We start from the raw sequence: 12,863 nt of genomic DNA on the forward strand, positions 1-12,863 counted from the left end.
GGACCGGCCGCGAGGGCCGGTCCGGAAACCCAGGAGGGCTCCATGAACGACGTCACGGTGACTGTCTCCGGCTTCGCCGGCAACTCCCCGGTGCTGCACACGGGCAAGGGCAGGCCGTTCGCCATGTTCCGCGTGGCCAGCACGCGGCGCTACGTGAACGACGCCGGCGAGTGGACCGACGGCACGACGCTGTGGTTCACGGTGAAGGCGTGGCGGACGGCGGCGGTGAACCTGGTGCGGTCGGTGCGCAAGGGCGACCCGGTGGTCGTCACGGGCCGGCTCGAGATGGACGAGTGGGAGGGTCCGGAGGGTGAGCAGCGCAGCGGCCTCGTGATCGCCGCGACGGGGGTCGGTGTGGACGCGACCCGGGGCAAGGTCGAGTACTCGCGGCACGTGCACCACGAGCGGGTGCCCGGCTCCCGCGGCGACGGCGACGTGGCGGAGCTTCCGGAGGACGCCGGGCTGGTCGTGGCGCGGGCGGGTGAGACCGACCCGTTCGGCGTCGACCTGCCGGGTCCCGGGGGTGACGAGGAAGACCAGGGCGACGGGGCCGGCGTCGGGCAGCGGGAGCTCGTGACCGCGTAGGCTGGTCCCAGTCGTGCTCAGCGGTCCGCGGGTGTCAGGGTTCTCCTGCGCGGACGAACCCTGGCACCCGCTCCGTGCGAGCGCACCCATCCGACGTACCTTCTGTGAACGGTGGAACACAGGCAGTGGCTGAATACATCTACTCCATGTACAAGGCGCGCAAGGCGCACGGCGACAAGGTCATCCTCGATGACGTGTCGCTGAACTTCCTGCCCGGCGCCAAGATCGGTGTCGTCGGCCCGAACGGCGCCGGTAAGTCCACGATCCTCAAGATCATGGCCGGGCTGGACACGCCCAGCAACGGCGACGCGCGCCTGTCGCCCGGCTACACCGTGGGCATCCTCCAGCAGGAGCCGCCGCTGAACGAGGAGAAGACGGTCCTCGGCAACGTCCAGGAGGCCGTCGGCGAGATCCTGGCCAAGAAGGCGCGGTTCGACGAGATCTCGGAGCTCATGGCGCAGCCCGACGCGGACTTCGACGCGCTGCTGGCCGAGATGGGCACGCTGCAGGAGGACATCGACGCGGCCGACGCGTGGGACCTCGACTCGCAGCTCGAGCAGGCGATGGACGCCCTGCGCTGCCCGCCGCCGGACGCCGACGTGACGCTGCTCTCCGGTGGTGAGCGCCGCCGTGTCGCGCTGTGCAAGCTGCTCCTGGAGAAGCCCGACCTGCTCCTCCTGGACGAGCCGACCAACCACCTCGACGCCGAGTCCGTGCTGTGGCTCGAGCAGCACCTCGCGTCCTACGCGGGCGCCGTGCTCGCCGTGACCCACGACCGGTACTTCCTCGACCACGTCGCGGAGTGGATCTGCGAGGTCGACCGCGGCCGCCTCTACCCGTACGAGGGCAACTACTCGACCTACCTCGAGAAGAAGCAGGCGCGCCTGGAGGTCCAGGGCAAGAAGGACGCCAAGCTCTCCAAGCGCCTCAAGGAGGAGCTGGAGTGGGTGCGGTCCAACGCCAAGGGCCGGCAGACCAAGTCCAAGGCCCGCCTGGCCCGCTACGAGGAGATGGCGGCCGAGGCGGAGCGCACCAAGAAGCTCGACTTCGAGGAGATCCAGATCCCCGCGGGCCCGCGCATGGGCTCGCTGGTGCTGGAGGCCACGAACCTCAAGAAGGGCTTCGACGACCGCGTGCTCATCGACGGCCTGTCGTTCACGCTGCCGCGCAACGGCATCGTCGGCGTCATCGGCCCGAACGGCGTCGGCAAGACCACGCTGTTCAAGACGATCGTCGGCCTGGAGCCGCTCGACGGCGGTGAGCTGAAGGTCGGCGAGACCGTCTCCATCTCCTACGTCGACCAGTCGCGCGGGGGCATCGACCCGAAGAAGACCCTCTGGGAGGTCGTGTCCGACGGGCTCGACTTCATCAAGGTCGGCAACGTCGAGATCCCGTCGCGCGCCTACGTGGCGTCGTTCGGGTTCAAGGGCCCGGACCAGCAGAAGCCCGCCGGCGTGCTGTCCGGTGGTGAGCGCAACCGCCTCAACCTGGCGCTGACGCTCAAGCAGGGCGGCAACCTGCTGCTGCTCGACGAGCCCACCAACGACCTCGACGTCGAGACCCTCGGCTCGCTGGAGAACGCCCTGCTGGAGTTCCCCGGCTGCGCCGTCGTCGTCTCGCACGACCGGTGGTTCCTCGACCGGGTCGCGACCCACATCCTGGCCTACGAGGGCACCGAGGAGAACCCGTCGAACTGGTACTGGTTCGAGGGCAACTTCGAGTCGTACGAGGCCAACAAGGTCGAGCGCCTGGGCGCGGACGCCGCGCGCCCGCACCGTGTCACGTACCGCAAGCTGACCCGCGACTGACGACGCGGCGCGGGTGGGGGGCCGAGGAACGAGGCCTCTGCACCTGCGGCCCGAGGAAGTCGTGCGACCGGCACAGCGACTGACGACGCGGCGCCTGCCACATCCCTTTTGAGGCCCGGGTTTCTTCGCTTTGAGCCCGCTCAAAGCGAAGAAACCCGGGCCTCAAAGGTGAGTTGCCTCGCCCGCATAACGGGCGAATTTCGCATATGTTCCTTGCTGTCAGTAGGCATCTTCGACAGGATGCCGCAGTGAGCCCTGCCCTACGGCCCGGATGGCGCGAGCTTCCGCCCCTGCTGCGAGACCGCATCACCGACCTGCTCGGCGCCCGTGTGATCGCCGCCAAGCAGCCGGACGACTCCGGGATCCTTCCCGGCGCGCGCTTCCAGGTGCAGACGACGAAGGGCCACGTCTTCGTCAAGGCGATCGGCACGGAGCAGCCGGGGCCGCTGGGCGTCCTGCGGCAGGAGATCGCGCTCTCGCCGCTGCTGCCCGCCGCGGCGCCGCACCCGGAGCTCCTCTGGTCGCTCGACGAGGTGCTGCCCAACCTTGGCAGGTGGGTCGTCGTCGGCTATGCGATGAAGTCGAACGTGCGCCCGATCGATCTCTCCTGGCCCGACGAGGACGTCGCGACCATGGTCAAGGTGGTCCGGGGGATCGGGGAGATCGAGGCGCCGGACGACCCGATGTTCCTGCCCGAGGAGAAGGAGTTCCCCACGGACTCGTGGGAGTACCTCGCGGACAAGCGGCCCGCCGGGCTCGCCCACCACTCGCCGTGGCTCGCCAACCGGCTGGAGGGCCTCGCGGAGATCGTGGCGCACGCCCCGGACGCGATCGCCGGCACGAGCCTGCAGCACGGCACCCTGCGGGTGCAGAACGTGCTGCTGCCGGCCCGGCTGGGCGAGAAGCCGCTGGTCACCGACTGGATCCGGGGCAGCGTCGGGGCGCCGTACCTCGACCTGGTCTCGATGCTGCTGCACGTCCGCGCCAACGACGGCCCGCCGCCGGAGGCCACGCTGCGCCGCTACGGGCTGCCGCCCGGCACGGAGCGGGACGCCGTCACCTGCTGGATCGCAGTGCTCGCCGGTCACTACGTGAAGTCGTCGATGGACACGCCGCCCACGGACATGCCGGAACTGCGCGGCTACCAGCACCGGCTGGCCCGCGCGGCCGTGCAGTGGCTTCAGACCAGGCTCGGTTTCTGATCCACGCCGTTCCTGCAACACGTGCTGTGGTTTGCGGGTGAAAGCGCAGTTCGGCACACTCCGGCCATGAGCGCTGTGCGGCGACCGGCTTGGTCCGATCTACCCCCGTCTGTCCGTTCTCGAGTCAGCGAGTCCATGGGGGGACGCGTGATCGGCTCGGCTCCGATGAGCGGCACGGATCTGGCCCCGCTCGAGGTGCTGCAGACGGCGTCGTCCCGCTCGATCGTGCGGGCGGTAGGGCCGGAGGCCCCGCTGACCCAGGACAGGATGGCCGCGGAGGCGGCGTCGCTGGCCACGCTGCCCGACGACGTGCCGAGCCTGGAGCGCGAGTGGTACGTCGACGAGGTGCTTCCCGGGGCGGGCCGCTGGGTGGTGCTCGGCTATCGGAACGAGCCCATCCGGCCGCCCCATGACCCCTGGGACGACGGCGACCTGGCCGCGGCGGTCGAGCTCGCCATCCAGATCGGCTCGACCGAGGCGCCCCCGGACCTGCCCGACGCGCTCGACCTGATCGACGTGGGCGCCTGGGCCACGATCGCCGCGATGCGCCCCGCCGGCCTGTCGTCCTTCACGCCGTGGCTGTCCGACAAGGTCGACCACCTCGCGGACATCGCCCGCTACGCCGGCGAGGCGATGTCCGGCAAGAACCTGGTGCACGGCGCGCTGCGCCGGGAGTCGATCCTGATCACCGACCACGGCTGGGACGCGACCAGCGCGCACGCGGTCGACTGGTTCATGCCGTCCCACGGTGCGTCCTTCCTCGACGTCGTGCTGCTGCTGCCGTACCTGCGGGTCGACGGCGCGCCGCCCCCCGCCGTGGTCCTCGACCGGCACCCCCTGCCGGACGTCGACCCCGAGGCGCTGACCTGCGCCGTGACCGTGGTCGCCGGCGCGCTGGTGCTCGAGTCGATGCGGCCGCCGGAGCCCGGCGTGCCGCACGGCCGCTCCGTGCAGCGCGAGGTGGCCCACGCGGCCCTCGACTGGCTGCGCTCGCGCCTCGGCGGCTGACGTCTTCACCCGGTTGCCACGCCACGGGCGCGCCTGACCTGCGCTGCTGCGGCAGACTGAGCGCCATGACCGAGAAGCCCGACGACGGCGCGGTGGCCGGCGGACCGAACCCGGGTGTGAGCCCCTGGCAGACCGCCGGGCTGCCCGCGGAGCCCGCTCCTGCGCCGCCCACGGGACGGGCCGAGGACCAGGCTGCGACGCCGGAGGACGGGCCCGACGAGGAGTCCGGCCTGACCGGCGCGCTGGAGGTGCTCCGGGCCCGGCTCGGCGCCCTGCGCCTGCCGTTGGAGACCACGGGCGCCGAGGCGGCCCGCACGGAGCTGCGCCGGTCCACGGACCAGCTCGACGACTACCTGCTGCCGCGGCTGCGGGCGCAGAAGGCGCCGCTGCTCGTCGTGGTCGGCGGGTCCACGGGCGCGGGCAAGTCGACGCTCGTGAACTCGGTGCTGGGCGAGCGCGTCACGCAGCCGGGCGTGCTGCGGCCCACGACCAAGGCGCCTGTGCTGGTGCACCACCCGCTGGACGCGCGCTGGTTCTCCACGGACCGGGTGCTGCCGGGCCTGGCGCGCGTCACGGCGTCCGGCACGGGGACGCCGACCCGGTCGGCGGTGGGTCCCGCCGTCGCGGAGCAGGGCCACGGGACGCCGCGCGACCCTTCCCGCACCCTGCGCCTCGTGTCCAGCGACTCGCTGCCCAAGGGCCTGGCGCTGCTGGACGCGCCGGACATCGACTCGGTCGACACCGCCAACCGTGAGCTCGCCGCGCAGCTCCTCGGCGCGGCCGACCTGTGGCTGTTCGTCACGACGTCGGCGCGCTACGCCGACGCCGTGCCGTGGGACCTGCTGAACCAGGCCGCCGCGCGCAAGGCGCAGGTGGCGATGGTGCTGGACCGGGTGGACCCGGGGGCGGAGGCCACGGCCGACGACCTGCGGGACATGATGGTCGAGCACGGGCTGACCGGCAGCCCGCTGTTCGTCATCCCCGAGGACGGGCTGTCCGACGACGGCATGCTGCCCGAGGACGCCGTCGGCGAGGTCTCGCGCTGGCTCACCGGGCTGGGCGGCGACGCCGACGCGCGCCGCCGGGTCATCGCCGCGACCCGCGACGGCGTGGTCGACTCCCTCGTGGTGCGGGCGGGCGAGCTGGCCGACGCCGCCGACGAGCAGCGGGCCGCCGATGCACGGCTGCGGCACGTGGTGGACCGCGCCTACGCGGACGCGGTGGCGCACGTGGCCGCGGCGACGTCGGACGGCGCGCTGCTGCGCGGCGAGGTGCTCGCCCGCTGGCAGGACTTCGTGGGCACGGGCGAGTTCTTCCGCGCCGTCGAGGAGGGCATCGGCCGGTTCCGGGACGCGGTGAGCTCGTTCTTCCGCGGCAAGCCGAAGGAGGCGCCGCAGGTCGAGAAGGCGATCGCCCACGGCCTGGAGTCGGTGGTGCTGGACGCCGCCGAGGAGGCCGCGGAGCGCTCCTACCAGGGCTGGCGCGGCGACGCCGCGGGCACGGCCCTGCTGGAGGGCCTGGAGCTGTCGCGGACGCCGGCGGCGCTGCGCGCCGAGGTGGGCGAGCAGATCCGGGGCTGGCAGGGCGACGTCCTGGGGCTGGTGCGCGAGCAGGGCGAGTCCAAGCGCGGCAAGGCCCGCGCCCTGTCGTTCGGGGTGAACGGCCTCGGCGTGGCGCTGATGATCTTCGTGTTCGCCTCCACGGGCGGGCTCACCGGCATCGAGGTCGGCATCGCGGGCGGTTCGGCGGTGCTGGCGCAGCGGCTGCTGGAGGCCGTGTTCGGCGAGGACGCCGTGCGGCGGCTCGCCGTGCAGGCCCGCGACCGCCTGCGCGCCCGTGTCCAGGCCGTCATGGACGGGCAGGCCGCCCGCTACACCGCGCAGCTCGACGCGCTCGGCTCCGCGGAGGCGGGCGGGTCCGCCCTGCGCGCGGCGGCCGACGCCGTCGCCTCGGCCGCCGCGGCGGAGCGGCGGTCGCGGGCCCGCGAGGCCGGCGCGGCACCGGCGGGCGTCGGGGATCTGACCGAGAGCCGCGGGCTGCGCGGCGTCCGCTCGCCGGCCGGTAGCGCGGGCGCTACGGACGGCCGCGGCGACCTCGCCGAGGAGCCGGCCCGCAAGGGCTTCTGGAAGCGCCTGTTCGGGGACGGTGACCGGTGAGCCGGCTCGACCTGGCCGACCGCACCACGGCCCTCGACACCGCGATCCAGGCCGCGGACGGCCGCGTCGAGCCCGCGCTGCTGGACGAGGCGCGCGCCGTCGTGACCCGGGCGCGCGAGCGGGGCGGCCTGTCCGCCGAGCACACCGTGGTGGCGCTGGCGGGTGCCACGGGCTCGGGCAAGTCGTCGGTGCTGAACGCGGTGGCCGGCGCCGCGATCGCGCAGCCCGGCGTGCGCCGTCCGACGACGTCGCACCCGATGGCCGCCGTCTGGGGCGACGGCGCGGACCCGCTGCTGGACTGGCTGGAGGTGGGCCGCCGGCACCACGTGGAGCCTGCCGCGGCCGAGCCGGCGCCGGACGAGCCGGCTGGCCGCGGGCCCTTCCGGCGGCGGACCCCCGCGGGGGACACGTCCGGGCTGGTGCTGCTGGACCTGCCCGACCACGACTCGATCGTCACCGAGCACCGGCTGCGCGCCGAGCGGCTGGTGCAGCGCGCCGACCTGCTGGTCTGGGTCGTGGACCCGCAGAAGTATGCGGACGCCGCGCTGCACGAGGGCTTCCTGCGCCCGCTCGCGGGGCGGGCCGAGGTGGTGGTCGTCGCGCTCAACCAGGCCGACCGGCTGACGGCGGAGGAGACGTCCGCGATGCTCGCTGACCTGCGGCGACTTGTCGCCGAGGACGGCCTGGACGGCGCACGGGTGCTGGCGGTGTCCGCGCGGACCGGGCAGGGCATCGACGACCTGCGTGGCCTGCTGGCCAAGGCGGCCGCGCGGCGCGAGGCCGCGACGGCCCGGCTCGCCGCGGACGAGCGCGTGGTGGCGCAGCGGATCGTCGACGAGTGCGGCACGCCGCCGCCGTCGCGCGCCGGGAGCCAGGCCACGGGCGACCTGGTGGCTGCCCTGGAGGACGCCGCGGGCGTGCCCACGGTGGTCGGCGCCGTCCGCGTCTCCGCGCGCCGGGACGCCCGGTCGGCGACCGGCTGGCCCCTGACCCGCTGGATCGGCCGGCTGCGCCGGGACCCGCTGCGGCGGCTCGGGCTGCGGACGGCGGACCGGGAGCAGCGGGCGCCGTCGGGCCGCGAGGACCTGGTGCGCACGTCGCTGCCGACGGCGCGGCCCGCCGTGCGCTCCACCGCGGCCTCGGCCGTGCGGCGCTACGTCGAGGAGGTGACGCGCGGCGTCGCCGACCCGTGGGTGCTGGCCGCGCGCTCGCGCGGGCAGGCGGGGATCGACACGCTGCCGGACGCCCTGGACCAGGCGGTGGCCGCGACCCGCGTCGAGGCGCAGCGCCGCCCGGTGTGGTGGTCGCTGGTCAACGTGGTGCAGTGGCTCCTGGTCGCGGTGCTCGCCGCGGGCCTGCTGTGGCTGTTCGTGCTGTTCGGGTTCGCATACCTGCAGCTCCCGCCGCTGCCGACACCCGTGCTGTCGCTGCCGACCTGGTCGGGTGACGGCGTCGTGTTCCCCGGGGCGCCCGGGTCCGGCTCGGGCGAGGGGCTCGGCGTGGACCCGTTCACCATCCCGTGGCCCACGCTCATGGCGCTCGGCTCGGTGGTGCTCGGCCTGCTGCTCGCCCTGGTGTGCCGGATCTTCGGCGCGCTGGGCGCCCGCCGTCGGGCGAACGCGGCGCGCCGGCGGCTGCGGCAGTCGGTGGGCAAGGTCGCCGACCGGCTGGTGCGGGAGCCCGTGGGGGAGGAGCTGGCCCGGCTCGCGAGCTGCCGGACGGCGGCGACGGTCGCGGCGAGCTGAGGCGGGCCGGTGCCTCACGGCTGCGGCGCCGGGAGAGGATAGGGACCATGACACGCCTGCACGTCCCCGTCACGCTGCGCTGGTCCGACCTGGACGCCTACGCCCACGTCAACAACGTGGCGATGTTCCGCCTGCTGGAGGACGCCCGCATCACGGCCTTCTGGCAGCACCCCGAGGCGCCCGAGGGCGAGGCCTGGCCCACGGCCGTGGTGCCGACCGGCCCCGACGCCGACTCCCACACGCTCGTGGCCGGCCAGCGCATCGAGTACCTGCGCCCGCTGCTGTTCACCCGCACGCCGGTGCGCGTGGAGATGTGGCTCGGCCGGATCGGCGGGGCGAGCGCCGAGGTCTGCTACGAGGTGCACGACGGCACGGCGAGCATGGCGAAGACCGGCCCGACGTCGGGCGGCAAGCCCTACGCCCGGGCGACCACCACGCTCGTGTTCGTCGACGCCGCCACGGACCGGCCGCGCCGCCTCACCGAGGGCGAACGTCTGGCGTGGAAGGAGTTCCAGGAGGAGCCGGTCACGTTCCGCCACCGCGGCTGAGTGGTCCTCAGGGTGTCCGAATTGCTAGATTCATCCCCCTTGGTTTCGGCCACGGAGGAACAGTGGATCTGCCCCAGCACTACCTTGACCCGGTCACCCTGCACGAGGTGTTCGACGACGTCCCGGCCGCCCGGGCGTATCTCGCCGCGCTGGCCGGGGGTCCGGCCCGCGACGAGCCGGCGACGCTCGCCGTCCGCGTCCCGCTGACCCGCGCGCTCGCCCCGGAGGACGACGACCCCGACACCGAGCTGGCCGAGGCGGAACGCCTCGGGTGGCTCGCCGTCCGCCTGGCGGGCGGGCCTGGGGACGACGCCGCGGCCGCGCACGCGCACGCCGCCGACGTGCCGCTGAAGGCCGTGGCGCCCCTGCTGCGGCTGGCGCACGTGCTCCAGTGGCGGCATCGCTTCTCGGAGGCCGACCTGCTGTTCGGCCTCGCGCTGGAGGCCGCGCTCTACCACGGGGAGCACGCCGCGAGCATCGAGCACGCGCGCCGGCTCGAGTTCTTCGCCCTCCAGCACTGGGGGCGGTGCCGGTACGACCAGGCGCTCGAGGTGCACGCCGACCAGGCCCGCCCCTACCTCGGGGAGGCGCTGGCCCTGTTCGTGCGCGCCCTGGAGCAGCGGGTGGACGTCGCCGCGACGCCGCACGAGGTCGGCACGCTCCGGCAGGCGGTGCAGGCGGCCCGGGACCGGCTGGCGGAGCTCGGGGCGTAGCGGGCCCGGCGGGCGGCGCCACGGGCGCCCCCCGCGGCTCCGGTCAGGCCGGCAGCCGGATCATGCCCTCCTGGCCCGCCGAGGCCACGAGGACGCCGTCCTGCGTGTAGACCTTCGCGGTGCCCAGCGCACGGCCGCCCTGGGCCGTTGGTGAGGACTGGACGAACAGCATCCACTCGTCCACCTGGACGTCGCGGTGCCACCACATGCCGTGGTCGAGGCTGGCCATGGGCACCGTGGCGGCGACGTCCTGCCAGGACTTGCCCGCGGCGCGCATGGCGGGCTCCAGCATGAGCTGGTCGCACGCGTAGGCCAGCAGGGCGCGGTGCATCGACTGGTCCTTGATGCCCAGCGGCCGGCGCGTGCGCATCCAGACGAGCTGCGTGGCGGGCGGCGTGCCGCCCTGCGCCACCGCGGCGTCCGGGTGCAGGTACAGCGACCCGCCCACGTGCCGCAGCTCGAACGGCGAGTCCGCCCAGAACTGGGCGCGGGAGTCGGCGCTGAGGGAGGCGAGCTCGTCGAAGGCGGAGCCGACCTCGTCGGGCGCGGGGACGCCGTCGGGCATCGGCATCGAGTGGTCGTAGCCCGGCTGGTCCTCCTGGAAGGAGGCGATCATCGACAGGATCGGCTTGCCGAACTGGATCGCGTGGGTGCGGCGCGCGCTGAACGAGCGCCCGTCCCGCAGCCGCTCGACGGCGAAGTCGATGGGCTCCTCGACCCGTCCCTCCCGCAGGAAGTAGCCGTGCAGGGAGTGGATCTGGCGGCCGTCGGGCACCGTCCGGTCCGCCGCGAGGATCGCCTGCGCGAGCACCTGACCGCCGTAGGCGCGGTTCGCCAGGGCGGGCATGCTGTTCCCGCGCAGCACGTCCTCCTCGCCGCGCGGCCCCCAGCCCTCGAGGTGCCGCAGGTCGAGCACCTGCAGCAGGCGGTCGAGCGCGTCGGGCGTGTGGTCCGACGTGGCGTCGCCGGCGATCAGGTCAGGGGTGGCGTCCACGGGCGGGCGTCTCCTTCGGTTCTTCCGGGTCGGTCGTCGAGCAGGGTCAGTCGTCGAACGTGTTGATCATGCTGAAGGCCGCGCGCTCCAGGTAGTCCCACAGCTGCGACTCGTGGATCGGGGCCAGGCCGAGCGAGTCGACGGCGGTCCGCATGTGCGCGAGCCAGCGGTCGCGGGCGTCCGGGTTCACCTTGAACGGCGCGTGCCGCATCCGCAGCCGCGGGTGCCCGCGCTGGGCGGAGTAGGTGCCGGGGCCGCCCCAGTACTGCTCCAGGAACAGCGTCAGGCGCTCCTTGGCCGGCCCCAGGTCCTCCTCGGGGTACATGGGGCGCAGCACCGGGTCGTCCGCGACGCCGTCGTAGAACGCGTCGACGAGGCGCACGAACGTGTCGTGGCCGCCGACGGCCTCGAAGAAGGAAGGTTCCTGTGTCACGCCGTTCATCCTGCCACCCGCCTATGACGGTCCGGTGAAACTCGGTCTCGTGTGAGCAACTCGACAATTGCCCGGGCGAAGGGCTTGCCAGCACAGATAGGGTGGGGACAAACCTGCAGCGACGCACGGTGGGAGTTGAGACATGACCAAGGCTGACCAGATCCTTGCGGCACTCGGGGGAACCTCGAACGTCGTCGAGCTGGAACCGTGCATCACCCGGCTACGGGTCGAGGTGAGCGACCCGTCCCTCGTGGACGAGCCCGGACTGAAGTCGTCGGGAGCGTTCGGCGTGGTGCGGTCGGGCAGGGTGGTTCAGGTGATCGTCGGACCCGAGGCGGACAACCTCGCGGCCGAGCTGGACACGCTCAGGGTGTGATCACGAGGGTGTGAACCCGTAACGAGCAAAGGTCACGGGCCCGGGACGAGCTTCCGGGCCCGTGACCTGCTTCACTGCCCGCCGGCCGCGTGGAACCGGGGCGCGAACGGGCTGTGAAGGTCGCGCAGTGGTCCGTCGGACGCGGCCGGAGATGTACTGGTCCTCCGGTTCGACCCGAGTAGGTTGGGGGCCGTGTTCGAGTCTCTTGCTGCCTCCGTGTTCGACAGCGCCGAGGATTTCTGGGCCTGGTTCGGTAACAAGCCGCTGAAGATCATCCTGATCCTGGCGATCGGGCTGGTCGCCATCGCCGTCCTTCGGCGTGTGGTCACCAGCCTCGCCGAGCGCATCGCGATCGGCCAGAAGCCGCGCGCCGTCGTCGAGACGGTCGCCACCCCGGTGGGTACCACCACGGGCGCCATCCCCGTCACCACGCCCGGTGCCGTCCAGGGAGCGGGCGGCAAGCGCCGCCGCAAGAACGTGCTCATGACGCCGCAGGCGCTGGCCGACGTGTTCGGTGCGGCCAACCCGCGTGCGGCCGAGCGACGTGCCCAGCGTGCGCGGACCGTCGGGTCGGTCCTGAACTCGACCGTGAACATCGTGATCGGCACGATCATGGCCCTGTCGATCCTGCAGATCATCGGCATGCCCATCACCGGGCTGCTGACCGGGGCCGGCGTCGTCGGCGTCGCCATCGGTTTCGGCGCGCAGAGCCTGGTCAAGGACTTCCTGTCCGGCGTCCTCCTGCTCATCGAGGACCAGTTCGGCGTGGGCGACAACGTGGACCTCGGCGCCGGCGTGATCGGCACCGTCGAGACGATGGGCCTGCGGCTCACCCAGGTCCGCGCCTTCGACGGCACCCTCTGGTACGTCCGTAACGGCGAGATCCTGCGCGCGGGCAACCGCACCCAGGAGTGGAGCCGCGCCGTCGCCCCGGTGCAGGTCCCGCTGGGGGCCGACATCGACGCCGTGCGCGCCGCGCTCGGCCGCGCCGTCGACCGCGTCAAGAACGACCCCGAGCTGGCGGACAGCCTCCTGGAGACCCCGTCGGTGCGCGGCGTCGACGAGGTGGACCAGGGCGGCCTGACCTTCACGCTGCACGCCCAGGTGCGCCCGGCCCAGCAGTGGGCCGTCGCCCGGTCGCTGCGCGTGGCCGCGCACGCCGCGCTGCTGGACGCCGGGATCGTGGCGCGCTCGGTGCCCGCCCCGTTCGAGGACGGCGTCGCGGGGGACACGCCCGGCGTCAGCTGACGTCGGGTTTCTCGGGCCGGGTTGCGCCCGGTACGGGTCGGTAGATG

At 73.5% G+C, this 12,863-nt stretch carries 12 protein-coding genes; 10 read left to right on the forward strand and 2 right to left on the reverse strand.

Annotated features, from left to right (window positions below):
* Positions 1-42 precede the first annotated feature (42 nt).
* The 8 genes from ACH45N_RS08250 to ACH45N_RS08285 all read left to right on the forward strand — a co-directional run bounded on the left by ACH45N_RS08250 (position 43) and on the right by ACH45N_RS08285 (position 9,765).
* Entirely contained in the window at positions 43-585 is a 543-nt protein-coding gene (locus ACH45N_RS08250; RefSeq protein ID WP_397392903.1) for a single-stranded DNA-binding protein, read from the forward strand.
* A gap of 125 nt (positions 586-710) precedes the next feature.
* Entirely contained in the window at positions 711-2,393 is a 1,683-nt protein-coding gene (gene ettA / locus ACH45N_RS08255) for an energy-dependent translational throttle protein EttA (RefSeq protein WP_397392905.1), read from the forward strand.
* 248 nt (positions 2,394-2,641) lie between these two features.
* Complete coding sequence (locus tag ACH45N_RS08260) at positions 2,642-3,595, forward strand: phosphotransferase (protein WP_397392907.1); 954 nt, start codon at positions 2,642-2,644, stop codon at positions 3,593-3,595.
* 165 nt (positions 3,596-3,760) lie between these two features.
* The gene (locus tag ACH45N_RS08265) at positions 3,761-4,603 is read left to right on the forward strand and encodes a hypothetical protein (RefSeq protein ID WP_397392909.1); all 843 of its coding nucleotides are present in this window, start codon (positions 3,761-3,763) and stop codon (positions 4,601-4,603) included.
* Between the two features lie 65 nt (positions 4,604-4,668).
* Positions 4,669-6,759 carry a dynamin family protein gene (locus tag ACH45N_RS08270; protein WP_397392911.1) on the forward strand — a complete coding sequence of 697 codons (2,091 nt, stop codon included), beginning with the start codon at positions 4,669-4,671 and terminating at the stop codon, positions 6,757-6,759.
* Entirely contained in the window at positions 6,756-8,504 is a 1,749-nt protein-coding gene (locus ACH45N_RS08275; RefSeq protein ID WP_397392913.1) for a GTPase, read from the forward strand. Before ACH45N_RS08270 ends, ACH45N_RS08275 begins: the two co-directional genes overlap by 4 nt.
* Positions 8,505-8,551: 47 nt before the next feature.
* Positions 8,552-9,052, forward strand: a complete 501-nt coding sequence (locus ACH45N_RS08280; RefSeq protein ID WP_397392914.1) for an acyl-CoA thioesterase — start codon at positions 8,552-8,554, stop codon at positions 9,050-9,052.
* A gap of 62 nt (positions 9,053-9,114) precedes the next feature.
* Positions 9,115-9,765, forward strand: a complete 651-nt coding sequence (locus ACH45N_RS08285; RefSeq protein WP_397392915.1) for a hypothetical protein — start codon at positions 9,115-9,117, stop codon at positions 9,763-9,765.
* 43 nt (positions 9,766-9,808) lie between these two features.
* Here the strand turns inward: ACH45N_RS08285 and ACH45N_RS08290 are convergent, their stop codons facing one another.
* On the reverse strand, positions 9,809-10,759 hold the full coding sequence (locus ACH45N_RS08290) for an acyl-CoA thioesterase (protein ID WP_397392916.1): 951 nt from the start codon (positions 10,757-10,759) through the stop codon (positions 9,809-9,811).
* Between the two features lie 46 nt (positions 10,760-10,805).
* Positions 10,806-11,192: a globin gene (locus ACH45N_RS08295; RefSeq protein ID WP_397392917.1), complete on the reverse strand. Its 387-nt coding sequence runs from the start codon at positions 11,190-11,192 to the stop codon at positions 10,806-10,808.
* A gap of 142 nt (positions 11,193-11,334) precedes the next feature.
* Between ACH45N_RS08295 and ACH45N_RS08300 the strand changes: the two genes are divergently transcribed.
* Both ACH45N_RS08300 and ACH45N_RS08305 read left to right on the forward strand, forming a co-directional pair.
* Positions 11,335-11,568: a glucose PTS transporter subunit EIIB gene (locus tag ACH45N_RS08300; RefSeq protein ID WP_020018155.1), complete on the forward strand. Its 234-nt coding sequence runs from the start codon at positions 11,335-11,337 to the stop codon at positions 11,566-11,568.
* Between the two features lie 192 nt (positions 11,569-11,760).
* The gene (locus tag ACH45N_RS08305; RefSeq protein WP_397392918.1) at positions 11,761-12,816 is read left to right on the forward strand and encodes a mechanosensitive ion channel family protein; all 1,056 of its coding nucleotides are present in this window, start codon (positions 11,761-11,763) and stop codon (positions 12,814-12,816) included.
* The last annotated feature ends 47 nt before the right edge of the window (positions 12,817-12,863 follow it).

The sequence above is a fragment of the Promicromonospora sp. NPDC019610 genome (assembly GCF_044389365.1).
In the GTDB taxonomy this organism is placed as follows: domain Bacteria; phylum Actinomycetota; class Actinomycetes; order Actinomycetales; family Cellulomonadaceae; genus Promicromonospora.